At 65.6% G+C, this 22,710-nt stretch carries 21 protein-coding genes; 10 read left to right on the top strand and 11 right to left on the bottom strand.

The genetic code is table 11. The annotated features are described in order from the left end of the window. The first annotated feature begins 44 nt into the window (after positions 1-44). On the top strand, positions 45-812 hold the full coding sequence (locus tag NDK18_RS19060) for an NRDE family protein (protein WP_250626595.1): 768 nt from the start codon (positions 45-47) through the stop codon (positions 810-812). Between the two features lie 48 nt (positions 813-860). Here the strand turns inward: NDK18_RS19060 and NDK18_RS19055 are convergent, their stop codons facing one another. Together NDK18_RS19055 and NDK18_RS19050 are read right to left on the bottom strand one after the other, a co-directional pair. Then, complete coding sequence (locus NDK18_RS19055) at positions 861-1,604, bottom strand: pteridine reductase (RefSeq protein WP_250628715.1); 744 nt, start codon at positions 1,602-1,604, stop codon at positions 861-863. Positions 1,605-1,636: 32 nt separating this feature from the next. Then, the gene (locus NDK18_RS19050) at positions 1,637-2,428 is read right to left on the bottom strand and encodes an EcsC family protein (protein ID WP_250628714.1); all 792 of its coding nucleotides are present in this window, start codon (positions 2,426-2,428) and stop codon (positions 1,637-1,639) included. Positions 2,429-2,644: 216 nt separating this feature from the next. Between NDK18_RS19050 and NDK18_RS19045 the strand changes: the two genes are divergently transcribed. From NDK18_RS19045 to NDK18_RS19035, 3 genes are read left to right on the top strand one after another with little or no spacing between them, the layout of a single operon-like run. Next, a complete protein-coding gene (locus NDK18_RS19045; RefSeq protein ID WP_250626598.1) occupies positions 2,645-4,783 on the top strand; it encodes a TonB-dependent receptor in 2,139 nt (712 codons plus the stop codon). 36 nt (positions 4,784-4,819) lie between these two features. Further along, a complete protein-coding gene (locus tag NDK18_RS19040) occupies positions 4,820-6,007 on the top strand; it encodes a class I SAM-dependent methyltransferase (protein WP_250628713.1) in 1,188 nt (395 codons plus the stop codon). Further along, a complete protein-coding gene (locus tag NDK18_RS19035) occupies positions 6,008-7,285 on the top strand; it encodes an MFS transporter (RefSeq protein WP_250628712.1) in 1,278 nt (425 codons plus the stop codon). A gap of 582 nt (positions 7,286-7,867) precedes the next feature. On the opposite strand, the gene NDK18_RS19030 is transcribed toward NDK18_RS19035, so the two are convergent. The 3 genes from NDK18_RS19030 to NDK18_RS19020 are packed head-to-tail and all read right to left on the bottom strand — an operon-like array spanning position 7,868 to position 12,216. After that, entirely contained in the window at positions 7,868-9,094 is a 1,227-nt protein-coding gene (locus NDK18_RS19030) for a multifunctional CCA addition/repair protein (RefSeq protein ID WP_250628711.1), read from the bottom strand. After that, positions 9,094-10,029 carry a complex I NDUFA9 subunit family protein gene (locus tag NDK18_RS19025; RefSeq protein WP_250628710.1) on the bottom strand — a complete coding sequence of 312 codons (936 nt, stop codon included), beginning with the start codon at positions 10,027-10,029 and terminating at the stop codon, positions 9,094-9,096. The genes NDK18_RS19030 and NDK18_RS19025 overlap by 1 nt, the downstream gene beginning before the upstream one ends. Positions 10,030-10,080: 51 nt before the next feature. Beyond that, the gene (locus NDK18_RS19020) at positions 10,081-12,216 is read right to left on the bottom strand and encodes a transglycosylase SLT domain-containing protein (protein WP_250628709.1); all 2,136 of its coding nucleotides are present in this window, start codon (positions 12,214-12,216) and stop codon (positions 10,081-10,083) included. A 110-nt stretch (positions 12,217-12,326) separates the two neighbouring features. Between NDK18_RS19020 and NDK18_RS19015 the strand changes: the two genes are divergently transcribed. Next, on the top strand, positions 12,327-13,946 hold the full coding sequence (locus NDK18_RS19015) for a glycoside hydrolase family 17 protein (RefSeq protein ID WP_250628708.1): 1,620 nt from the start codon (positions 12,327-12,329) through the stop codon (positions 13,944-13,946). On the opposite strand, the gene NDK18_RS19010 is transcribed toward NDK18_RS19015, so the two are convergent. The 5 genes from NDK18_RS19010 to NDK18_RS18990 form a co-directional block, all read right to left on the bottom strand. Beyond that, positions 13,833-14,249: a hypothetical protein gene (locus NDK18_RS19010; RefSeq protein ID WP_250628707.1), complete on the bottom strand. Its 417-nt coding sequence runs from the start codon at positions 14,247-14,249 to the stop codon at positions 13,833-13,835. The two genes, NDK18_RS19015 and NDK18_RS19010, sit on opposite strands and share 114 nt — an antisense overlap. A 6-nt stretch (positions 14,250-14,255) precedes the next feature. Further along, a complete protein-coding gene (locus NDK18_RS19005; RefSeq protein WP_250628706.1) occupies positions 14,256-15,065 on the bottom strand; it encodes an endonuclease/exonuclease/phosphatase family protein in 810 nt (269 codons plus the stop codon). An 85-nt stretch (positions 15,066-15,150) separates the two neighbouring features. Next, positions 15,151-15,789 (bottom strand): thiol:disulfide interchange protein DsbA/DsbL, encoded by a 639-nt coding sequence (locus NDK18_RS19000; RefSeq protein WP_250626611.1) that lies wholly within the window; start codon positions 15,787-15,789, stop codon positions 15,151-15,153. Positions 15,790-15,820: 31 nt separating this feature from the next. Continuing rightward, positions 15,821-16,702, bottom strand: a complete 882-nt coding sequence (locus NDK18_RS18995) for a thiol:disulfide interchange protein DsbA/DsbL (RefSeq protein ID WP_250626612.1) — start codon at positions 16,700-16,702, stop codon at positions 15,821-15,823. Between the two features lie 40 nt (positions 16,703-16,742). Next, positions 16,743-17,561 carry a c-type cytochrome gene (locus NDK18_RS18990; RefSeq protein ID WP_250628705.1) on the bottom strand — a complete coding sequence of 273 codons (819 nt, stop codon included), beginning with the start codon at positions 17,559-17,561 and terminating at the stop codon, positions 16,743-16,745. A 145-nt stretch (positions 17,562-17,706) separates the two neighbouring features. On the opposite strand from NDK18_RS18990, the gene yihA reads away from it, so the two are divergent. Beyond that, positions 17,707-18,351 (top strand): ribosome biogenesis GTP-binding protein YihA/YsxC, encoded by a 645-nt coding sequence (yihA, locus tag NDK18_RS18985; RefSeq protein WP_250626614.1) that lies wholly within the window; start codon positions 17,707-17,709, stop codon positions 18,349-18,351. Here yihA and NDK18_RS18980 read toward each other — a convergent pair. Further along, positions 18,348-18,839 carry a GAF domain-containing protein gene (locus tag NDK18_RS18980; protein WP_250628704.1) on the bottom strand — a complete coding sequence of 164 codons (492 nt, stop codon included), beginning with the start codon at positions 18,837-18,839 and terminating at the stop codon, positions 18,348-18,350. The genes yihA and NDK18_RS18980 overlap by 4 nt on opposite strands. Positions 18,840-18,897: 58 nt before the next feature. Between NDK18_RS18980 and bioD the strand changes: the two genes are divergently transcribed. From bioD to NDK18_RS18960, 4 genes are all read left to right on the top strand, one after another. Beyond that, complete coding sequence (gene bioD, locus NDK18_RS18975) at positions 18,898-19,608, top strand: dethiobiotin synthase (protein WP_250628703.1); 711 nt, start codon at positions 18,898-18,900, stop codon at positions 19,606-19,608. After that, complete coding sequence (locus tag NDK18_RS18970; protein ID WP_250628702.1) at positions 19,605-19,949, top strand: hypothetical protein; 345 nt, start codon at positions 19,605-19,607, stop codon at positions 19,947-19,949. Before bioD ends, NDK18_RS18970 begins: the two co-directional genes overlap by 4 nt. Positions 19,950-20,034: 85 nt before the next feature. Next, entirely contained in the window at positions 20,035-22,221 is a 2,187-nt protein-coding gene (dcp, locus tag NDK18_RS18965; protein WP_250628701.1) for a peptidyl-dipeptidase Dcp, read from the top strand. 184 nt (positions 22,222-22,405) lie between these two features. Next, a complete protein-coding gene (locus tag NDK18_RS18960) occupies positions 22,406-22,705 on the top strand; it encodes a carboxymuconolactone decarboxylase family protein (protein ID WP_250626619.1) in 300 nt (99 codons plus the stop codon). Positions 22,706-22,710 lie beyond the last annotated feature (5 nt).

Genomic DNA, 22,710 nt, shown 5'->3' with positions numbered 1-22,710 from the left:
AACCGGCACAATGGGGGAATGAATCACCCGGGGGTCATACCTGCATGTGCCTGATCGCGTTCGCCTGGAACGTGCACCCCCGCTGGCGCCTGCTGCTGGTGGGCAATCGCGACGAGTTCCACGAGCGCCCTTCGGCCCCCCTGGCACGCTGGGAAGACAAGCCCGGCATCGTTGCCGGGCGTGACCTGCAGGCCGGCGGTACCTGGCTCGGGGTCGCCGACGGGGGCCGGGTGTGTGCAGTCACCAATGTGCGTGATCCCCGCGACGTCCACGATGGCCTTTCACGTGGGCTGCTGCCGGTGGAATACCTGGTCGACGGCAGTGCTTCAGGCCATGCCGAAGCCCTGCGCCAGCGCGCAGCCGACTATCGCCCGTTCAACCTGCTCACCTTCGACGGCCAGTCGGCGTACTACATCGGCAATCGGCCGAAAGCCCGCGTGGAAGCGATCGTGCCTGGCGTGCATGGCCTGTCCAACGCCGACTTCAACGCGCCATGGCCGAAAACCCGGGCCGCCTGCGAAAAACTTGCGCACTGGATCGACGGCGCCGACGACGGTGATTTCGAATCGCTGTTCGAGATCCTCGCCCACGAGGGCACCTGGCCTGACGACGTGCTCCCCGATACCGGTGTAGGCATCGACCTGGAGCGCCAGCTCTCGGCCACCTTCATCCGTGGCGAGCGTTACGGCACGCGCGCCAGCACCATCGTTGCGGTGGACCACGATGGCGCGACCATCGTGGTGGAACGGCGCTTCGGGCCCAATGGCGAGAAGATGGGCGAAACCGCCGTGGCGATCGAAGCGTCGATCTAGCGTGTTGGGGGTCAGAGTAATAACTCTGACCCCGCTTCCGCGCCGCCGCTACAGGGCCAGCGAACGACCGCCATCGACGCGGATCACTTGCCCGGTGACGAACTTTGCGTCGCGAAGCAGCCACAGCACCGTGCTTGCAATGTCGTCGGGATCGCCGCAGCGCTTGAGCGGCGTCGCGGCGATCATCGTGTCCCGTTCCGTGTAGTCCTTGCCGTGCTCCGGCCAGAGGATCGCGCCCGGGGCAATGGCATTGACGCGCACCTGCGGCGCCAGCTCGATGGCCAGCGATTGCGTCATCGCTACCAGCGCGGCCTTGGCCATGCCATATACGGTGTGCTCGCGAAGCGGGCGTTCGGCATAGATGTCCACCATGTTGACGATGGCGCCCTGGTGCACGGCCAGGTGCGGTGCCGCCGCCTGTGACAGGAACAGGGGTGCACGTGCGTTGCTGGCGAAGAGATTGTCCCAGGCCGTGCCGTCGATGCTGCCGACCGGCGTGGCATGGAAGCTGGATGCGTTGTTCACCAGCGCGTCGAGGCGGCCGTGCCAGCGCGCGGCTTCCTCCACCATGGTGGCGAGCCGGGCATCGTCGGCGAGATCGGCGTCGAGGGTAAGTACGCTGTCGGCGCGCAAGGCACTGAGTTCCGCGGCCAACGCCTGGGCCTCGACCTTCGACCGGTGGTAGTGCAGCGCGATGTCGAAGCCTTCCGCGTGAAGGCGGCGCACCACCGCCGCGCCGATGCGGCGGGCGGCACCGGTGATCAGGACGACAGGGCAAGCAGGCTTCGACATGCGCGAAGGATGCCGGAAATCGCGCCCGCGCGTCAGGTCGTGGGTTTCTTGCGCACCGCCTTCTTCGTGGCGGCGGCGGTCTTGCGCACGGTCTTCTTCACCGCTTTCTTGACGGCTTTCTTGGTGGCCGAGGCCTTCTTCGCCGCCTTCGTGGCGCTCTTGCGCACGGACGATGCCGCAGCCGCCACCGGGGTGACGTCCGTCGCCTCGACGTCGATCACGCCGCTGAACAGCTCAATGGCCGTCTTGGCCACCTGGGCGGTGTCGTAATAGGCATAGGCGCCCACGCCCAGCGCTCCCACCACGGGCAGCCAGCGGCTGATGCCCTTGCCCACGGCGCGGCGGGACACGTTCACGCCGATGTTCTTGGCCACGCGCTCGAGCGCCGCCATGCCGGCCCGGCGGAACACCAGGCGGTCGCCCATGCGGATCACCACGTCGCGAAAGGCCTGGGCGGCGGTGTGGCGGAACAGGCAGTACAGCATCTGCTCGCGGCCGAGCGTGGCTTCCTTGCCGAAGGTGGACGCAATGTCGCTCACCATCTGGGCCTGGATCTTCCAGATCATCACCAGTTCCGGCAGCACCGTGAGCCAGCCCAGCGGACCCGGGGGCAGGGCCAGGGAGCCGGCGGTGAGGCCCGCCTTGCTGGCGGCGGAGTTGGCGATGCGGCGGGCTTCGTCGGCGGGGCGCTTTGAGGTGGGTTCCTTGCTGCTGGGGATTTTCGAGACGAAGTCCAGGATGGCCTGCGCGGCGCCGCCGATGTCCCGGGTGGAGGTGACGGCAATGATTTCCTTCGAGGGTGAATCTGCTTTCTTGTGCGCCATGGGGGCTCCGATCCGGGTCTTCAGGTGAATAACTACCGAACCTGCCGTGACCTGCCGATGAAGCGGAAAGCCGTAGGAAAGTGCCCGTCCACATAGTGGTCGTTCCCCGATCCGCTTTGCCGGCATGGGCCGACCCTGCCATCAGTCATGTGGATGTATCGCAGTATTGATATGTTATAACATTATCAAGCTTACCCGACGGACCCCGCCGCCCCCATGAATTTCTCCCGCCTCGCCCTCTGCATCGCCGCGGCCATCTGCGCCGCACCGGTTTTCGCCAGCGATGCGCCGCCAGCTGCCACGACTCCCGCGCCGGAGGATCCGCAGCACGCGGTGAATCTCGGTGGCGTCGACGTGGACGCCAAGCTCGATGCCGCACGCAACAGCCTGTCGCCGGACACCGGCAGCAGCCAGTACGTACTGGACAGCAAGGCCATTGCAGCATTGCCCCTGGGGCAGAGCACCCCGCTGAACCAGGTGGTGCTGCAGGCGCCTGGTGTGGTGCAGGATTCCTTCGGCCAGCTGCACGTGCGCGGCGACCACGCGAACCTTCAGTACCGCATCGACGGCGTGGTGATCCCCGAGAGCATCGGCGGTTTCGGCCAGGCGCTGGACGCGCGCATGATCGACAACCTCAAGCTTCTGGACGGCGCGCTGCCGGCCCAATACGGCCTGCGCACCGCGGCAGTGGTGGACATCAGCACCAAGAAGCTCAAGAACGACGGCAACGAAGGCGTGGTGGGTATCACCGGCGGCAGCAACGGCACGCTCAACCCGTATGCATCGCTGTTCGGTAAATCCGGCGAGTGGAGCTACTACCTCACCGCCAACTACCTGGAAAGCGACATCGGCATCGAGAACCCGACGTCCAGCAAGAAGCCGGTGCACGACCACACCAACCAGGTGAAGGCCTTCGGCGATATCTCCTACCGCATCAATGACGACGCGCGCTTGAGCTTCATGTTCGGCGTGGCCAACAACCGCTTCCAGATTCCCAACAACCCCGGGCAGACACCCACCTTCGGGTACCTGGACGTCACCAACTTCGATTCATCCAAGCTCAACGAGCAGCAGCAGGAACGCACCCGCTTCGGCGTGCTCTCGCTGCAGGGAAAAATGGGTGGAACCGCCTACCAGGTATCCCTGGGCCAGCGTTACAGCGGCCTGGACTTCACCCCCGATGCCATCGGCGACCTGATGTTCGACGGCGTGGCCTCGGACGTCCGCCGCAGCAACCGTGCCAGCACCGTGCAGGCGGATTTCTCCACCCCCGTCGGCGACAACAACACCGTGCGCTACGGCGTGTATTCCTCGTTCGAGAAAGCCGGCAGCACGAACAACGCCATGGTGTTCCCGGCCGATGGCGACGGCAACCAGACCAGTACCACGCCGATCAACATCGTCGATCAAAGTCGCCTGATCGCCCGCACGTATTCGGCCTACCTACAGGACGAATGGAGCATCGGCAGTGCCTGGACGGTGAACTACGGCGTGCGCTACGACAAGTACAACGCGTTCAAGCCGGAAAGCCAGCTCTCCCCGCGCATTGGTGCCGTGTGGCAGGCCACCGACAGCACCACGGTGCATGCCGGCTACTCGCGCTACTTCACGCCGCCGGCCACCGAGGCCATCACCACCACCTCGATCGAGAAATTCGCCGGCACCACCAATGCACTGCCAAGCGACGGCAACAACACGCCCAAGAGCGAGCGCTCGAGCTACTACGACCTTGGCATCTCGCAGCAGGTAGGCAGCGACCTTACCCTGGGGCTGGACCTCTACGACCGCCGCGCGAGCCGCCTGCAGGACGAAGGGCAGTTCGGTGCCGCGGTGGTGTACTCCACGTTCAACTACCAGTTCGGCCGCGTCCGTGGCGCCGAGTTCAGCGCCAACTGGAACCACGGCCCGGTCACCGCCTACTTCAACCTGGCCTATAGCCGTGCCATGGGCAAGCGCATCATCACCGGCCAGTACAACTTCGACCCGGATGAGCTGGCCTACATCTACGACAACTACATCCACCTGGACCACGACCAGAAGCTCACATCGAGCGGCGGCATCAGCTGGGCGATCACCGGCGACACCCAGGTGGGCGCGAACTACCTGTTCGGCTCGGGCCTGCGCAAGGACGGCGACGTGCCCAATGGGTTGTCGATGCCGTACTACTTCCAGTTGAACCTGAATGTGTCGCACGACTTCAGCTTCGAAAGCACCGGCAAGCTGCATACCCAGCTGGCGCTGATCAATGCCCTGGACCGCACGTACGAGCTTCGTGACGGCAGCGGCGTGGGCGTGGGCGCCCCGCAGTTCGGGCCCCGCCGCGGGCTGTTCCTCTCGGTCGAGAAGAACTTCTAGCGGCTCTACGCGCGAGCGGCTGCTATCCTTCGCGGGATGAAACTGCCGCTCCCTGAAGCCGCCGAACGCGCCCTTTCCGACCAGCTCCTGGCCCATGTTCGCCAGGAGATCGCCTCGAACGGCCCGATGCCGTTCTCGCGCTACATGGAGCGCTGCCTGTACGCGCCGGGGCTGGGTTACTACAGCGCCGGCAAGACCAAATTCGGCGAGGCGGGAGATTTCATCACCGCGCCGGAACTGGGCGACCTGTTTGCCCGTTGCGTGGTGCGCACGGTGCAGCCGGTGCTCAAGGCGCTCGGTCCTGCGGCCTTGTTCCTGGAGCTCGGGGGTGGCAGCGGCAGCTTCGCGGAAGCCGCACTGCTGGCCCTCTCGGCGGCCGACTCGCTGCCTGCGCGTTACCTGATCCTGGAACCCAGCGCGGACCTGCGCGAACGCCAGCGTGATCGGCTGTCCGCGTCGTTGCCGGCAGACATCTTCGGCCGCGTCGAATGGCTCGACCGACCACCGGAGGACGACTGGCACGGCGTACTGTTCGCCAACGAGGTGATCGACGCACTGCCCACCACGCGCTTCACCATGCGCGAAGGCGAGGTGTACGAAGAGCACGTGGTGCTCGACGGCGAGGGCAACCTCAAGCGCAGCGACCGCCCGGCCGATTCGCTGGTGTCCGGTGCCGTGCGCCACGTGGAGCGCGACACCGGCCGGGAATTTCCCGACGGTTACCGCTCGGAAATATTGCCGCAGCTCCCCTTCTGGATGCAGGCTGTCGCGGGTTCGCTCACATCCGGCGTCATGCTGTTCGTTGACTATGGCTATGTGCGCCAGGAGTTCTACCTGCCCGAACGAAGTGACGGCACGCTTATGGCGCACTATCGCCACCGCGCGCATGGCGATGCCTACATCCTGCCGGGGTTGCAGGACCTCACCGCTTCCGTGGATTTCACGGCATTGGCAGAAGCCGGCAACAGCGCGGGATTCAGCGTGGCGGCTTACGTGCCGCAGGCGCAGTTCCTGATCGCCTCTGGCCTGCAGGAATTATTCGAAGGCGATTTCGCCGACGCCGCCGACGAAGGCACGCGCATGAAACTGGCGCGGCAGGTGAAGCGGCTGACGTTGCCCGATGAAATGGGCGAGCGCTTCCAGGCCATGCTGTTCGCCCGCGGGCTCGATGCCGTGCCGTTGCCGGCCGACGTACTCCTTGCTGACCAGGGTGGGCGACTTTAGATGAGCGTGATCGACGTAGCACCCCTCAACAGCAAGTCGCGTGTCCTGTTCGCCAGCCTCATCGGCACCACCATCGAGTTCTTCGATTTCTACATCTACGCCACCGCCGCGGTGCTGGTGTTCCCGAAGCTGTTCTTTCCCTCGGCGGATCCGACTTCCGGGGCCCTGCAGTCGCTGGCGACCTTCGCGGTAGCCTTTTTCGCAAGGCCGGTCGGCTCGGCCCTGTTCGGCCACTTCGGTGACCGGGTAGGACGCAAGGCGACCCTGGTGGCAGCACTGCTCACGATGGGTGTATCGACAGTTGCCATCGGCTTGCTTCCCACTTACGCGAATATCGGCGTGTGGGCGCCGGCCCTGCTGGCCCTTTGCCGCTTCGGCCAGGGCCTGGGACTGGGCGGCGAGTGGGGCGGTGCGGTGCTGCTGGCCACCGAAAACGCACCGCCGGGCAAGCGCGCCTGGTATGGCATGTTCCCGCAGCTGGGCGCGCCGATCGGCTTCCTTTGTTCCAGCGGCGTGTTCCTGCTGCTCACCGAGACCATCACCGACGAAGATTTCTTCCACTGGGGCTGGCGTGTTCCCTTCATCGCCAGCGCGGTGCTGGTGATGGTGGGCCTGTGGGTGCGGTTGTCGATCGCCGAGACGCCCGCCTTCCAACGCGCGCTGGAACGCGAAGAACGCGTGCGCGTGCCGATGTGGACGGTGCTCACCAAACACTCGCGCGCGCTCGTTGCCGGCACCTTCGCCGCCATGGCCACCTTCGTGCTGTTCTACCTGATGACGGTGTTCGCGCTGAGCTGGGGCACCACTCACCTGGGCTTCGGCAGGGAGCAGTTCCTGCTGCTGCAGATGGTCGCGGTGCTGTTCTTCGCCGCCACCATCCCGTTGTCTGCATGGTTCGCCGACCGCTTTGGCCGTCGCTTCGCCATGCTGGCGGCGAGCGTCGCGGTGCTGCTGTTCGGCGTGTTCTTCGGCCCGCTGTTCCAGCTTGGCGGCGCCTGGGGCGTGTTGCTGTTCCTGGTGCTGGGTCTGGGAGTGATGGGTCTGACCTACGGCCCCTGCGGCACGATCCTAGCCGAGATGTTTCCCACGCCCGTGCGTTATACCGGAGCCTCGTTGGCTTTCAATTTGGCCGGCATCATTGGTGCGTCGCCCGCGCCGTATATCGCCACGAAGCTTGCGCAAAGTTATGGGTTGCAGGCAGTGGGCTGGTATCTGGCGGGAGCGGCGCTGCTTACCCTGCTGGCGTTGTTGCTGGTGCCGAGAGCTCGCGAGGATTGAGTCGCGCACCGGGCGGGATGCATCGCTCGGAAAAACTCGCGCACCTGTTCGTTCGGTTCTGTAGAACTCCACGGATTAGGGCGGATGAACGAGGCGGTCTTTCTACTTCCGCGCGACCGGCCGTGGGGCGTCACGTGGTAGATGGTCAGGATGTTTCGACGCATCCACTGCGTTCATCCGCCCAGCCGTGGCTCGCTGGGAGGGGGTGCCACCCGGACATCATGGGGAAGGTGGCGGGCGAGCCAGGGTGAGATCCGTCAACAGAAAAACGGTCGGACTTGCGTCCGCCTGGCCGCCCGCCAGAATGGCGCTGCGAGCCTCGAGTACCGCAGGCGAACCTGCGGTACTCGATTCCTTTTTTACAGTTGACGAGATCTCACTCCCGGTTGCCGGTGGACTGGCAACACGACAATGTTCCACGAAGCTGTCAGGCAATGCCATCGTAACGGTCGCAAAGTTGCGCGGGGATTTCGATGGAAGCATGCTCAAGTTTTAATGAGGGGGTTCGGGGTCAGAGTAATTACTCTGACCCCGCTGGCGTGGTGCATCGCGCGTACAGCCGGGAGATCTGTCGAACCGGAGTCACCCGCTCGATCTGGCCTGCTTGATCGCAGCAATCCGCGCCTTCTTCAGCATCTCCCCCACCTCAAGTCCCGTCTTACCCTCAAGCTTGAGTTCTTTCGTACTAACCGCCCGCGCGGCATCGAAGACCTTCCGTAACGTCGCCGCCTGCGGATACGCCTTCTCCTCCATCCCCAGCCGCCCGCGCGCATCGCACTCGCACGCCGTTGCCACCATGCCGACGCGCTCCGGCCGGCGAAACCCGTCGCAACGCTGGATCACCTCGTACACCGTCGAGTCCTTCAACTCGTCGATCCGGTGAATGTTGAGGTGCTCACGGCATACAGCGACCGCCAGTTCGCGATATTCCACCGGCACTTTCAGGCGCTCGCACATCGCAAGCAACGGCGCCTTGCCCCGCTGCTCATGCATCACGTGGCGCGGCAGTTCTTCTGCTGGCGTCAGCGCCTTGCCCAGGTCGTGCGTCAACGCGGCGAAGCCGATCAGGCTGTCGCCCGGCGCAAGCCGTGCCGCCATGGCCAGCACCATCTCGGTATGGATGCCGCTGTCCACTTCAGGGTGGTATTCGGCGCGCTGAGGTACACCATATAGCGCATCCACCTCGGGCAGGATGCGCGCCAGCGCGCCGGCCTCGCGCAGCACCTGCACGAAGGCTTGTGGAGCGGCCTCGCCCAAAGCACGCTTCATTTCCTGCCACACGCGCTCAGGCACCAGATGATCCACTTCACTATTGGCCACCATCTCGCGCATCAGCGCCATGGTCTCCGGTGCCACGGTGAATCCCAACGGCGCAAACCGCGCAGCGAAGCGAGCCACTCGCAACAGGCGCACGGGATCTTCAACAAACGCTTCGCTCACATGGCGAAGCACGCGCTGCTCGATGTCTCGCACGCCGCCATACGGATCAACTAGCCCGCCATCCTCATCCTCGGCAATGGCGTTGATGGTGAGGTCGCGGCGCCGCAGGTCGTCTTCCAGGGTCACCGAAGGGTCCGCATGCACGGCGAAGCCCTGGTAGCCGCGGCCAGTCTTGCGCTCGGTGCGCGCCAGCGCATATTCCTCCTGGCTTTCACCGTGCAGGAATACGGGGAAATCCTTGCCGACGGGGCGATAGCCTTCGGCCACCATCTCCTCGGGTGTAGATCCCACCACCACGTAGTCACGATCGGCCTTGTCGCGGCCCAGCAGGCGATCGCGGACGGCGCCGCCGACGAGGTAAATCTGCATCAGCGGCGCATGCCCCGCGAGTTGTCCAGCCTGCGTTGGCGCTCGTCCTTGTCCAACAGGATCGGCAGGAACGGGCTGAACGCGGCGGAGTTGATCCCCAGCGCGGCCAGGCCATCGACCTTGCCGACCGAATCGGTTTTCAGCGAAAGGAAGTTGTCGACGGTGAAAGGCTTGCCCGGCACCAGTTGCGCCACCTGCGCTTGTAGCCGTCCCAGTGCATCGGGCAACCCAAGCACCGCCCGCTTGTAACCGGCTACGTCGCGTATTTCAGAAACGATCTGCTTCAACTCCAGCACCTGCGGCCCATACAGCTCGAACACCCGCGACGAGGAAATGTCGCGGTTGTCCACGCAGCGCGCGATGGCCTCGACCACGTCGCCGATGAACACCGGCGCCATCTTCGCGTGCGGGCGTGCCAGCGGCAGCACGGGCGCCAGCCGGAGCAGTTTGGCGAAGCGCGTGACAAGCCCGTCGCCAGGGCCAAAGATCACCGACGGCTCGTAGATGGTCCAGTCCAGGCCCGAGGCTTTCACCAGGGCCTCGGCAGCACCACGGCTTTTCAGGTACTGCGATTCGCCCTGGCCGGCCTTGAGCGAACTCATCTGGTGCATGTGGCGCACGCCGGCATCCCGGCAGGCCTGGATCACCGTGGCGGTCAGGTCCACATGCACGCGCTGGAAGGTATCGCGGCCGTGCGGGGTGAGGATGCCGACCATGTTGATCACGGTGTCGGCGCTGGCGAAATGCTGTTCCAGCGCGCGACGGTCGAACACGTCGGTCGTGCGTACCTGCACACCCGGGATCACGCCGCTGTCGCGCCGCTTTTCCCGGTTGCGGGAAAGCAGGGTGACCTCATGGCCCGCACGCACCAGGCGCGGCACGAGGTGGCTGCCGACGAAACCGGTACCGCCGAGGATGACGATTGATTGGCTCATGGCGTGGCCTAGGTTACGTGTAACGGCGGGAGGTATCCACTTCAGGCGAGATCATGCGCCACTCTCCTTCACCGACGCTGGCAGGTCGGCGGCCGAGGCTGCCGACGCCGGCTTGGCGGCGGGTGCCGGCGTGGTGCTTGCAGGCGTCGGCGTGGTCGTGGGTTTGGCTGCTGCGGGCGCTGGAACGATCGGGCACGTCACTTCCTTGTGCGCGCTGCCGTCGGTGGGCAGCACGTAGTTGGTCCCGATCGGCGTAATGCGCGTTTCCATCGACACCACGCGGCTGCCGTTGAGGCGCCAGTCGTAGATCACCGCGAAGGCCATCACTCGGGCCACGTACTCCCGGGTTTCCTTGTACGGAATGCTGACGATAAACAGATCCGGCGGCAGCGAGCCACGCTGGCCCAGCCACTGGTCCACCTTGTTCGGCCCCGCGTTGTAGGCGGCGCTCGCCAGCCACGGTGCGCCGTTGTAGCGCGCGGCCATCTGCGCCAGGTACCGCGTGCCCAGCTGGATATTGGTGGGACCGTCGTAAAGGCTTTCGCCGCCCGCCCAGGGCAGGCCGTTCTTGCTGGCCACCATCGAGGCGGTGCCCGGCACCAGCTGCATCAGGCCGCGCGCATCCGCACTGGAGCGTGCATCGGACATCCACGCGCTTTCCGCACGAATGATGCCGTAGGCCCAGGCCGCTTCGATGCCAGCCTGCTGCGACTGCGTCACCACGCCATCCTGGCTGGCCAGCGGGAAACGCTGTTCGTAAAGGCGCAGCGCTTCGCCGGAGCTCAGGCCAAACACCGCGCGGTCGTACCAGCCGTTACGGTAGCCAAGATCGGCCGCCAGCCGCAGCGTCTGCGCGTCGCTGCCGGCCAGCGCCTGTGTCCATTCCCGCCGGCCTTCCTTCTGCATGCCTACGGCGTACAGTTCGAACGCGCGGCGCAGGCCGGGCATCGCCATCAGTGCGTTTTCGCGCGCGGTGTCGGTGGCCAGCTGCGATGGGCAGATCGCATACGAGGTACCGATGCGATCGGCGGAAAGGAAACCAAAGAAGGTCGGTTCCTGCGCCAGCGTACGCCAGATCGATTGCGCTTCATCGTGGCGGTTGAGCGCTTCGAGCGTACGCGCGCGGTAATACCGCCACTCACCATCCTGCTTCTGCGTAGTGCTGAGCGCGTCCAGTGCCGCCAGCGCCGCGGGCCATTCCTGTCGCGACAGCGCCACGCGCACGCGCCACTCGCGAGTGCCGTCGCTTTGCGCACCCGGGGGCAGGGCGGTCAGGCGATCAAGCGCTTGCTCGTCGAAATCCGTGGCGTGGTACAGGGCCAGCGCATTAAGTACAGCGCCTCGCTGCTGCTCGGTGAAGGCAAAGCGTGGCTGCAACGTTTGCCAGGCGGCGTCGGCTTGCGCTGATTGCCGGCGCGCCAGGCGCTGCACGGCGGTAGCGGCAGCCTGCTGGTAGCGCGGCGTCAGCGGCCAGTTCGAGGCCGCGGATGCCGCACTGCCTGGATCGCGCAGCGCTTGTGCCATCGCGTTCGCCTCCGCGCCGTCCGAGGGCGGCAGCCATCCCGCCATCAAACCAATGCTGTTCGGTTGCCCGGCATCGGCGGCGGCCTGGATCCGCGCCCACAGGCGTTCGTTAGTCAACAGGCCCTGGTCGTGCGCGGCGATCAGTACGCCGTTGCATGCCGCCGGCAGTGAAGGCTTGCTCCACAGATCCGCCAGGTCCTTCTGGAAGTCGAGCTTCTCGCCGCGGGAAAGGCGCCCCAACAGTGCATCGCAGGTAAGAGCGTCGCCCAGGCCCGGCCGGTACATGGCGGCGAAGGTGTTCCAGTCTTGCCGGCGTGCCAGCTCCAGCAGGAAATCACGGCGCAGGTCCGTGGCGGGGATCAGATCCGGATAGCGGTCCAGGTAGGACTGCACGCGCCCGGCATCGAGCTGGCGCAGGTCGTGGGTCAGGGAGGCGGCCTCCAGGTACGGGTAGATCGGGTAGCTCTCAAGCCCCGTAGCCTGCGCGCGCCAGGCATCGCCGCCCTGGCGGGCCGTGATATAGGCCTGCCGGAACTGCTGGCGCTGCCCGTCGATGGCGTCGGCATGCACCGCCAGCGGCAGCAGCAGCGCCGCCACGAACGCGGCGCGATGCGCCATGCGGGCAACCACCGAAGGACGTGAAATCGACGTGGCCGGGTGCATCCGCTCTCCTCGCACTTTTTATCTTCTCCAATACCCTGTGATTGTAGTGCATCGCGCCCGGACGCCCGGACCGCTACCATTCTGGTTTTACCGGCCTTAGACCTTCACGCATGACGGATCCGCAGCTCTCCTCACGCGCCGCGCGCGCCACCACCTGGGCCGTGCTGCTGGTCTGTGCCTGCGGCGTCCTGGCGTTCTGGTGGGCCAAGGGCCGCCCGGTGGAGCTTCCCGATGCACGGAGCCCGCGTATTTCCTGCGTGTCCTACGCGCCTTTCCGGTTCCCGGGCGAATCACCGACCAAGCCCGGTGCGATGGTCACGCCCGAGCGTATCGATGCCGACCTGAAGGCCTTGTCCACGCGGTTCGACTGCGTGCGCACCTATGCCATGGCCCAGGGCCTGGCGGCGGTGCCGGAAATCGCCGCACGCCATGGCATGAAGGTGATCATGGGCGTGTGGATCGGCCGAGATCTCGTTTCCAACGAAAGCGAGATCAAGCTCGCCATCGATGCGGCGCGCAAGTACCAGGGCACGCTTCGCGGCATCGTGGTGGGCAACGAAGTGCTGCTGCGCGGCGAGCAGAGCGAAAAGGCCCTGGCCGCCTATATCGAGCGCGTGCGCAGCGCCACCACGGTGCCGGTGACCTATGCCGACGTCTGGGAGTTCTGGCTCGCACATCCGGCGCTGGCATCGAGCGTGTCGTACGTCACGGTGCACATCCTTCCTTATTGGGAAGACGACCCGGTGCCGCCTGAGGAAGCCATCGAGCACGTGGGCCAGGTCTACCAGCGGGTGAAGAACACCTTCCCTGGCAAGCAGGTGATGATCGGCGAGACGGGCTGGCCCAGCGCAGGTTTTCCGCGCCGCAAGGCCTCGGCGTCGCTGGTGAACGAAGCGCGTTACATCCGCGAGTTCCTCAATTACGCCGCCACCGTCGACATGCCCTACAACCTGATCGAGACCTTCGACCAGCCGTGGAAGCGCGAGCTGGAAGGAACGCCCGGCGGCTACTGGGGCATCTTCACGGTGGATGACAAACCCAAGTTCCCGATGCAGGGACCGGTGGTGGAAGTCGAGCACTGGTGGGGCGGATGGTTGTCGGCGGCCGCGGGCGCGTTGCTGATGCTGGCCACCGCTGGCTGGTGGCGCGTACGTCGGCGCGCGGCGGCCTTTGGTATCTCGGCGCTTGCGGGTATCGCCACGGGCGGCGCGCTGGCGGCTCATGGGCGATTGTTGTGGGTGGCGTGCCAGAACGAAGTGGAGTGGACGGCCGGCGTATTGTTTGCCGCGTTTGGCCTGTTCACCGCCGTGTGCATCACGCGCGCCATCGCGCAGCGCATCGGTGAAGGCCGCGATGCCATCGACTCGTTCAAGCGCCAGCGCTTTGCATGGTTGTTCATGCTGTCTTTGTATGGCTTGCTGCTGGTTTTCGACGGCCGATATCGTGACTTTCCGGTGGCGCTGTTCATCCTGCCAGCGGTGGGCTTTGCCTTGCTGGCGCTCCTTCGCACATCAACTGCGATGCCGATGCTCGAAGAACGCATGATGGCGGCCTGGTTGCCGCTACTGGGCCTGGTGGTGGTGTTCCAGCAAGGCGGGGTGAACGCTACCGCGTGGCTATGGGGCGGCGTGAACGTGCTGCTGGCCGTGGCCGTTTTCATCCAGTGGCGAACCGCCCGCACGCAGGCGCGCTTCGCGCAGGACGCCCACCAGCAGGGCGAACGAGCCTAGCTCCACGCCATACAGCACCATGGAAAACACGCCAAGCGCCGCGGCGAGCACCGCCAGCCATGGGCGTCGTACCGCCAGGGAGGCGATCGCAGCGGCAACCGCCGCCCAGCCGTAGATGTGGTGCAGGAAGCCTTGCACCAGCAGCAGGCGCGGCGAACACCACCACAGCGCGACGTGCGCCTCGCAGGTCTCGCCGATCGCGGCCGGTTCGATAAAAAGAAAGCGCACCGCCGCCGCCAGGCCGCCAACGGCAGCGATCAGCAGCCACGGCGTAAGCGCGCGCAGTGTCAGGCGAATCGGCATGGGGTTTTACTTCCTGATGGCGGTGGCGGCAAGTTCCGCCGGTACGATGATTTCGGCGGCAAGCGGCAGGTGATCGGAGAACGCCTGTGGCAACGTCCAGCTTCGCTCAAGCGTAATGTCCGAGGAAGTGAGGATGTGATCGAGCGCGCGCCGCGGTTTCCAGCTGGGGAAAGTGGGCATCACGCTGGTCGGCGGCTGCAGCGCCGTGCGCGCAAAGAGCCTGCGCATCTCGGCACTGTCAGATGGCGTGTTGAGGTCGCCCATCAGCACCGCGTGCGGCGAATCGGACAACAGCTCGCCAATGAACGACAGCTGCGCATCGCGCGCGCGCGGGCTCAACGAAAGATGCGCCACCACCACTACCAAGGCCTCGCGCCCGACGCCGAAACGCGCCAGCAGCGCGCCGCGCCCCGGGATGCGGCTGGGTAGCGGGTGGTCGATCACTTCGGTGGGCTCGAGCCGGCTGATCAGGCCGTTGGCCGAATGCGCCAGGCGCGCCATGGCGCGGTTGGGCTGGTGCGACCAGAACGGCATCCCTGAGGTTTCGGCCAGGTAGCGCGTCTGGTTCAGGAATCCTGAGCGGAGCGAACCGGCATCGGCTTCCTGCAGGCCGATCACGTCGAACCCGGAAAGCAGCTCCGCCAGCGCATCCAGGTTGGCCATCTTGCTACGGCCAGGGAACACGGCATTGACGCTGCGCGTGACGTAGTCGGAATACCGCTGCACGCTGGCCCCGGCCAGGATGTTGCAGCTGAGCAGCCGAAGCCGGCGGCCCGGCGCCTGGGTGGGGGTTGGAACGGGTGCGGGGGATGTCATCGTGACGAGCGGTTACCGGCCTTGGGCCGCCTGAGGATGGCGCCGCGCATGTGAAAGCCAGGACATGCGCGGGCCATCTTCAGGTTCAGTGACCTGAGCCTGCCAGTTCGCGCTTGGCCAGCCATAGCGTCATGGCGTTGAGCTCGTTGTAATCCTTGACCTTATCCGAGCGGTACTTGCCGTTGACCACCAGCGTCGGCGTGGCGTCCACGCCCCAGCCCTGGATCAGCTTCATGTCGGCCTGCATCGCGCGGGTGGTCTGGGCGGAGTTCGCCGCGGCGAGGAACTTCGCCTTGTCCACGCCGTTGCGGGCGTAGAAATCGGCGATTTCGTCGATGGTGTTGATCGGGTAGTTGTCGACGTACTTGGCCTTGAACAGGGCGGCGTGCGTCTGCTTGAGCACACCCAGTTCGCGTGCGGCGTAGAAGGCGCGGGCGAACGGTTCCCAGGCGGTATTGAAGGCGGCGGGGATCAGCCGGAACACCACACCCGGCGGCAGCTGCTTTTGCAGGTCTTCGGCGGCGGCCTCGTAGTGGCCGCAGTGCGGACAGCCATAGGAGAACACTTCCACCACCTCCACCTTGCCGTCCTTGCCGGCGCGCTGCGGGGTGTCGACCTTCTGGTACTGCGTACCTTCCTGCCACTGGCCGTCGGCCACCTGGGCCGAGCATGCGGTGGCGAGCACGAGGCCGGCCACGAGGAGTGCAAGACGCCTGAACTTCATGAAACGATTCTCCGTCAGGCCGGCAGGCGGGTTACTTGCCGGCGGCTTCCTTGCTCACCAGGAACTGGGCGAGCTTGATGGTTTGTTCGTAGTTGCCGGCATCCTTCGGCGAGAAACGGTACTTGCCATTGATGACGATGGTCGGCGTGCTTTCGACCCCGTAAGCCTTGATCAGTTCATCGGCGCGCTTCATTTTCGTGTTGATCGAGAACGAATTGGCCGTGGCGGTGAACTCGTCGGGCTTGGCGCCGTACTGCGCATAGAACTTGGCGAAGTCGTCGATCGTGGGCCATGCGGCCTGCGGCTTGGGACGTTCGGAGCGAAGGTCCATCATGCCCAGCTCGCCCGACTTCCACACCGCGTCGTACATGGCGTCGTGGCCCTTGGCATCCACGCCCAGCGCCTGTGCGGTGTAGTACACGCGCTGCAGTGCCGGCCAATTTTCCGTCGGCACGAACGAGGCCGGCAGGTACACCACGGTGGCGGCCTTGGGCATGGCGGCGGAGAGCTTGTCCATCCAGTCGTGGAAGGCGTTGCAGGCGGGGCAGCCGTAGGAGAACACCTCCACCACTTCGATCTTGCCGGTGTTGGTGACGGTGGGCTGGGCAGGCTCGATGCGCTGGTACTGCTTGCCCTCGACGAAGGTGCCGTCGTCGACGAACTTGGCGGCAGCTTCCGCACGGTCGGCCGCGATGGTGGGATCGACGGCGGCGGGGGCGCTTGCCGCGGTGCCGGCAGCCGCGGGTGCCGCGGCGGTGACGGCCTGGGCGGGAGCGGCCACGCTCGTCGCAGCAGCGGTGGTCGACGCTGCCGTCGGCGCCGGGGCGGCCGGCGCGGCGCTGTCGCCGTTATTCGAACTGCAAGCCGATAGCATCAGCAGGGCAGCGCACACGAGCGACAGGCGCTTGAGCATGGTCGTTTCCTTCCTTGTAGTACGGGGATGTTGCTAGGGCTTAGTTCGCCACGGGTGCGGCGGAAGTCGGCTCGTTGGTGTGGAGGCCTTCGATGAAGCTGGCGAGCGCGGCGATGTCCTTTTCGTCGAGCTTCTGCGCGATCGACGGCATGATCTTGGCGTGCGCGTCGGTACCCCAGGTGGTGCCGTCGTGCCAGGCCTTCAGCGTGGCCTGCACGTAGTTGGCATGCTGGCCGGCCAGCTGCGGGTAGACCGCGCCCGGGTTGCCGTGGCCGTCGGGACCGTGGCAGGCCATGCAGGCCGGCACGCCCTTGGTGGTATCGCCCTCGTGGTACAGCTGCGCGCCGCGCTCCACCAGGGCCTGGTCGGCCACACCGGGCAGCGACTGCTTGGTGGCGAAGTAGGCGCCGATGTCGTGCATGTCCTGCGCGGTGAGCGGCGCGGCCATGCCCATCATGATCGGGTTCTGGCGGGTGCCGCCCTTGAAGTTGGCGAGCTGGCGGGCGGTGTAGGACTCCACCTGGCCAGCCAGGCGCGGGTACTGAGGATCGGTCGAGTTGCCGTCCATGCCGTGGCAGGCGCCGCAGACGGCGGCCTTGGCCTGGCCCGCGGTGGCATCGCCGGCCTTGGCGGCAACGGCATGCGCGGCGTCAGCGGGCGCGGCCGGTGCCTGGGCGGCGACTGGGCCACCGGCGGTCGCGGAGGCGCTGGTGGCCGAGGCGGGAGCGGCTTCCTGGGCTCCCGCGGGGGCCTTGGCGGCACTGGCGGCCGGAGCTGCCTTCGGCTCGGTGGCCTGCTGGGCGGCTGCCGAGCTCATGACGAGCACGGTGGCGAAGGCAACGGCGTGCCGAAAACTCATACTTTCTCTCCAAGGGGAAGCATTGAACACGCCGCGCGCACCGCGCGTCGAAACCCCAAGATTATCCCCGTGCGGCCGAAGTTGAGTCAAACCACATTAAACTGACGATCTGCCCAGCCGCGGCATCCCCCCAAGGCCCGACCCCATGTCCCCGATCCCCAACCCCCTGCAGGGCGCCGAATTCGTGCTCGCCGCCCACCGCATCGGCCAGATGCCCGCCGATCGCGGCGCGGAGGTTGCCTTTGCCGGCCGTTCCAATGCCGGCAAGTCCAGTGCCCTGAATGCGCTCACCGCCCACAAGGGCCTGGCCCGAACGTCCAAGACGCCCGGCCGCACGCAGCAGCTGGTGGTTTTCAGCCTGCCTGCCAAAGTGGACACGGCCGGAAATCCCCTGGATGCCCGGTTGATCGACCTTCCGGGCTACGGCTACGCCAAGGTGCCCGAAGACCTCCGCGAGCACTGGAAGGCCGAGATCGATCTCTACCTGCACCAGCGCGAGAGCCTGCGCGGCCTGATCCTCATCGTCGATATCCGCCATCCGCTGAAGGACTTCGACCGCATGATGCTGGGCTTCTGCGCCGGCACCCGGTTGCCCTGCCATGTACTGCTGACCAAGGCCGACAAGATCTCCCGTGGCCAGGCGGGCTCGGCGTTGCAGGCACTGCGCAACGAGTACAACCGCGAGGGCTGGCACAACGCCACCGCGCAGATCTTCTCCTCGTCTGAAAAGACCGGCGTGGACGAAGCGCGCGCACGCGTCCAGCAATTGCTGGTATCCCCGCGCGACTAACCGCCGTTGGCGCGCATGAAGGCGGCGCAGGCCAGCTCCATGCCGGCGCGGTCGGCTTGGTCGAAGCGCGCCACCGTCGGGCTGTCCACATCCCACACGCCCAGCAGGCTGCCGTCCGCGCGCACCAGCGGCACCACGATTTCCGACGCCGATGCCGCGTCGCAGGCGATGTGACCATCGAAGGCGTTGACGTCTTCCACCAGCTGGGTTTCGCGCATCGAAGCGGCCGTGCCGCAGACGCCGCGGCCCAGCGCGATACGGATGCAGGCAGGCTTGCCCTGGAAGGGGCCGACGACCAATTCCTGACCGTCGTAAAGGTAGAATCCCGCCCAGTTCACGTCCGGCAGGGCGTTGAACATCAGCGCGGCGAAGTTGGCCGCGTTGGCAATCAGGTTGGTCTCGCCGGTCATCAGTCCACCGGCCTGCTGGGCAAGTTCCGCATAGAAGGCGGTTTTGTCGGCGGTGTCGATGGTCTTGTGCTCGAACATGGCGGGACAGCCTTTTCTTAAGTATTCGTCGCGCCGTTATGGCGGCTGTGGCGCGGGCATGCAAGGGCTAAGCAAGGTGAAAGGGGCGGTTTTCATCGCCGGTACCGATACCGGCATCGGCAAGACCTGGGTGGCGTCGGGTCTGGTGGGCGCGCTGGCGGCCCTTGGCACGCGTGTGGCCGGGATGAAGCCGGTGGCCAGCGGTTGCGTGGTCACGCCCGAGGGCTTGCGCAACGACGACGCGCTGGCCCTGCAGGCGGCCAGCTACCCGCAGCCAGTCTATGACGACGTTAACCCGGTTGCCCTGGCCAACGCGGTGGCCCCGCACGTGGCCGCGCGGCGTTCCGGGGTGGACATCGACGTGAGCATTCTGCGCGCCGCGTTCGATCGTCTTGGATCCGGCCACGACCTGGTCGTGGTGGAAGGCGTGGGTGGCTGGCTGGTGCCGCTGGGTCCCGCGCTGCAGGCGTCGGACATCCCGCGCCAGTGGAAGCTGCCGGTAATCCTTGTAGTGGGCCTTCGCCTGGGTTGCATCAGCCATGCCCAGCTTTCGGCGCGAGCCATCGTGGCCGATGGCTGCGAGCTGATGGGGTGGATCGGGAACCAGGTGGACCCGGCGATGGAAGCCCTGGACGACAATATCGCCACCTTGAGCCACGTGCTGCCCGCGCCGTGCCTGGGCATCCTCGGGCACGATCAACCCGCGGTGCCGGCGCTGGCCGCGGCAGCACGACAAATTCACGAGCGCTGGCTTATCAACACGCCATGAGCAGACAACGTTATTACCTCTCGGTGGACAACCTGGCCGCGGCCAAAGCCCGTGAACCCTCGCTCGCTTTCGAGGGCATCGGCCCGGTCGCCCTGGCGGCGGCGGTCACCGACGCCATGCGCAGCGACGGGCTGTTCCAGCGCTGGAAAGCCCTGCAGGCCGAACCCGACGACGTCGATCCCTCGCTGGGTGTCACCGACGCTTCGGCGGAAGCCACGGGCAAGGAAACCAGCCGCTCGGAGATCGAGTTGGTCACTACCTTGCCAATGAGCATCGTCAAGCAGCGGCTGACTTGGCTGATCGGCTCGTCCTGGAATATTCGCGACATAAAGGCGGCCTGACCCACCTGCCGGACGTGCCTTTCTGCCATGGCGCGGGCCTGTGCGGCCCGCTACGATCCGTGGCTTGCCTGAAAGGAAAACCACCATGCTCCGGATCCGCCACCTCGTGATCGCAAGCTCCCTTGCCCTCGGCGCCTGCTCGTCGCACACCGACCAAACCGAAGCCCCGGCATCGCCCGGTACCGCGGCCAGCGCGCCTGCGACGGCCACCACCTCCGCCTCGGCGGCTTCGCAGGCCAATCCGTTCTATACGGAAAGCAACCTGCCGTTCCACGCGCCGGACTTCACCAAGATCAAGGATTCGGACTTCCAGCCGGCGTTCGAAGAAGGCATGCGCCAGAAACTGTCCGAAGTGGAGCAGATCGCCAATCAGACGGCGGAGCCCACCTTCGACAACACCTTCGTGGCGCTGGAGCGCTCCGGCGCGTTGCTCACGCGCGTGAACCGCGTGTTCGATGCCCTGACCGGCGCCAATACCAACGACGCCTTGCAGAAGATCCAGGAAGACGAAGCGCCCAAGCTTGCCGCGAACCAGGATGCGATCTACCTCAACCCGAAGCTCTTCGCCCGCATCAAGAAAGTCTACGACGACCGCCAGAAGCTGAACCTTCAGCCGGAAGACCAGCGCCTGGTGGAGTGGTACCACGATGATTTCGTGCACAACGGCGCGAACCTCAACGACGAGCAGAAAGAACAGCTGAAGAAGTACAACGGCGAGCTGTCCACGCTGTCCACGCAGTTCACCAACAAGCTCTTGGCCGCCAGCAAGGACGGCGCCGTGGTGGTGGACGACAAGAAGCAGCTGGCCGGCCTTTCCGATGCCGACATCGCTGCCGCGGCGCAGGCGGCAAAAGACCGCAACCTCGACGGCAAATGGGTGCTGGTGCTGCAAAACACCACGCAGCAGCCGTTGCTGCAGTTCCTTACCGACCGCGCAATGCGCGAGAAGCTGTTCAAGGCTTCCTGGGGCCGCGCCGAGAAGGGTGACGCCAACGATACGCGCGATCTGATCGTGCGCATCGCGCAGTTGCGCGCCCAGCGCGCGAAGCTGCTGGGTTCGCCTAATTTCGCTGCCTGGGAATTGACCGACCAGATGGCCAAGACGCCCGAGGCCGCCGAAGGCTTCATGGAAAAGCTTGCCCCCGCTGCCGTGGCCCGCGCCCACGCCGAGGGCAAGGACATCCAGGCGGTGATCGACAAGCAGCACGGCGGCTTCAAGCTGCAGCCATGGGATTGGAACATCTACGCCGAGCAGGTACGCAAGGCCAAGTACGACCTGGACGAATCGCAGGTCAAGCCGTACTTCGAACTGGATAACGTGCTGCAGAACGGCGTGTTCTATGCGGCCAACCAGCTTTACGGCCTCACCTTCAAGGAACGCAAGGACATCCCCGTCTACCAGCCGGACGTGCGTGTGTTCGAGGTGTTCGACAAGGACGGCACCTCGCTTGCGCTGTTCTATGCCGACTACTACAAGCGCGACAATAAGAACGGCGGCGCCTGGATGAGCAACTTCGTCGACCAGTCGAAGTTGCTGGGCGACAAGCCGGTGATCTACAACGTGTGCAACTTCACCAAGCCGGCCGATGGCCAGCCGGCGCTGATCAGCTTCGACGATGTGGTCACCATGTTCCACGAGTTCGGCCACGGTCTGCATGGCATCTTCGCCAATACGCAGTACCCGAGCCTGTCCGGCGCCAACACGCCGCGCGACTTCGTCGAATTCCCGTCGCAGTTCAACGAGCACTGGGCAACCGATCCGAAGATCTTCGCCAACTACGCCAAGCACTACCAGACGCACGCACCGATGCCGGCGGAGCTGGTGCAGAAGATCCAGAACGCGCGTGACTTCAACCAGGGCTATGCGATGAGCGAAGTCATCGGCGCAGCGCTATTGGACATGCAGTGGCACTCCATCGCCTCCGACGCGCCGAAGCAGGATGCCGATGCCTTCGAAGCAGCAGCGCTGAAGAAGACCGGCATGGACAATCCGCAGGTGCCGCCGCGCTACCGCTCAAGCTACTTCCAGCACATCTGGGGCAACGAGTACGCCGCCGGCTACTACGCTTACCTGTGGACCCAGATGCTCGCCGACGACGCCTTCCAGGGTTTCGTCGACAAGGGCGGCATGACACCCGAAAACGGCCAGCGCTTCCGCGAGATGGTGCTCTCGCGCGGCAACACCGTGGAGCTGGGCAAGCTCTATCGCGACTGGCGCGGCGCCGATCCGCAGATTGCACCGATGCTGAAGAACCGCGGTTTGCAGAAGTAATTGCCGGCTTTTATCCCTCGCCATGGCGGCCCGGCACGGGCGCGCCATGGCGAGGGATGCTTCACCCGGCGGAATGGCCTAGTTCGAAATGCCCTAGTTTCGTGGCGTGGGCGAGCGCCTATCATCGTCCGCTGCCGGCCGTGCAGGGGCAGCCGGTCCTCTGATGACTACAGGACTGCATGCCATGCACGACATGAAAAAGCTCGACAACTTAAAGCACCTGGACAAGGGTGCGCCCGAAGCGATGAAGGCGTTCTGGGCCTTCGACAAGGCGGCCTTCGCCGAAGGTGCTTTGTCGGGACAGGTCAAGCAACTGATCGCGATCGGCGTGGCGCTGACCACGCAATGCCCTTATTGCATCGAGATCCATACCAAGGCGGCGCGCGACGCAGGCGCCACCGATGCGATGCTGGCCGAAGCCACGCTCGTCGCCGCGGCGATCCGCGCCGGTGGCGCGGTCACGCACGGCGCGCATTGCTTCTAGCGAAG

It is taken from the genome of Pinirhizobacter soli (assembly GCF_015905305.1).
Taxonomy (GTDB): Bacteria; Pseudomonadota; Gammaproteobacteria; order Xanthomonadales; family Rhodanobacteraceae; genus Pinirhizobacter; species Pinirhizobacter soli.
The sequence above is the reverse complement of the archived record's forward strand: the minus strand, read 5'-3'. Positions and strand labels throughout refer to the sequence as shown.

Coding starts and splice junctions, on each gene's coding strand:
- NDK18_RS19060 (WP_250626595.1), top strand. CDS start 45: ATGTGCCTGATCGCGTTCGCCTGGAACGTGCACCCCCGCTGGCGCCTG.
- NDK18_RS19055 (WP_250628715.1), bottom strand. CDS start 1,604: ATGTCGAAGCCTGCTTGCCCTGTCGTCCTGATCACCGGTGCCGCCCGC.
- NDK18_RS19050 (WP_250628714.1), bottom strand. CDS start 2,428: ATGGCGCACAAGAAAGCAGATTCACCCTCGAAGGAAATCATTGCCGTC.
- NDK18_RS19045 (WP_250626598.1), top strand. CDS start 2,645: ATGAATTTCTCCCGCCTCGCCCTCTGCATCGCCGCGGCCATCTGCGCC.
- NDK18_RS19040 (WP_250628713.1), top strand. CDS start 4,820: ATGAAACTGCCGCTCCCTGAAGCCGCCGAACGCGCCCTTTCCGACCAG.
- NDK18_RS19035 (WP_250628712.1), top strand. CDS start 6,008: ATGAGCGTGATCGACGTAGCACCCCTCAACAGCAAGTCGCGTGTCCTG.
- NDK18_RS19030 (WP_250628711.1), bottom strand. CDS start 9,094: ATGCAGATTTACCTCGTCGGCGGCGCCGTCCGCGATCGCCTGCTGGGC.
- NDK18_RS19025 (WP_250628710.1), bottom strand. CDS start 10,029: ATGAGCCAATCAATCGTCATCCTCGGCGGTACCGGTTTCGTCGGCAGC.
- NDK18_RS19020 (WP_250628709.1), bottom strand. CDS start 12,216: ATGCACCCGGCCACGTCGATTTCACGTCCTTCGGTGGTTGCCCGCATG.
- NDK18_RS19015 (WP_250628708.1), top strand. CDS start 12,327: ATGACGGATCCGCAGCTCTCCTCACGCGCCGCGCGCGCCACCACCTGG.
- NDK18_RS19010 (WP_250628707.1), bottom strand. CDS start 14,249: ATGCCGATTCGCCTGACACTGCGCGCGCTTACGCCGTGGCTGCTGATC.
- NDK18_RS19005 (WP_250628706.1), bottom strand. CDS start 15,065: ATGACATCCCCCGCACCCGTTCCAACCCCCACCCAGGCGCCGGGCCGC.
- NDK18_RS19000 (WP_250626611.1), bottom strand. CDS start 15,789: ATGAAGTTCAGGCGTCTTGCACTCCTCGTGGCCGGCCTCGTGCTCGCC.
- NDK18_RS18995 (WP_250626612.1), bottom strand. CDS start 16,702: ATGCTCAAGCGCCTGTCGCTCGTGTGCGCTGCCCTGCTGATGCTATCG.
- NDK18_RS18990 (WP_250628705.1), bottom strand. CDS start 17,561: ATGAGTTTTCGGCACGCCGTTGCCTTCGCCACCGTGCTCGTCATGAGC.
- yihA (WP_250626614.1), top strand. CDS start 17,707: ATGTCCCCGATCCCCAACCCCCTGCAGGGCGCCGAATTCGTGCTCGCC.
- NDK18_RS18980 (WP_250628704.1), bottom strand. CDS start 18,839: ATGTTCGAGCACAAGACCATCGACACCGCCGACAAAACCGCCTTCTAT.
- bioD (WP_250628703.1), top strand. CDS start 18,898: ATGCAAGGGCTAAGCAAGGTGAAAGGGGCGGTTTTCATCGCCGGTACC.
- NDK18_RS18970 (WP_250628702.1), top strand. CDS start 19,605: ATGAGCAGACAACGTTATTACCTCTCGGTGGACAACCTGGCCGCGGCC.
- dcp (WP_250628701.1), top strand. CDS start 20,035: ATGCTCCGGATCCGCCACCTCGTGATCGCAAGCTCCCTTGCCCTCGGC.
- NDK18_RS18960 (WP_250626619.1), top strand. CDS start 22,406: ATGCACGACATGAAAAAGCTCGACAACTTAAAGCACCTGGACAAGGGT.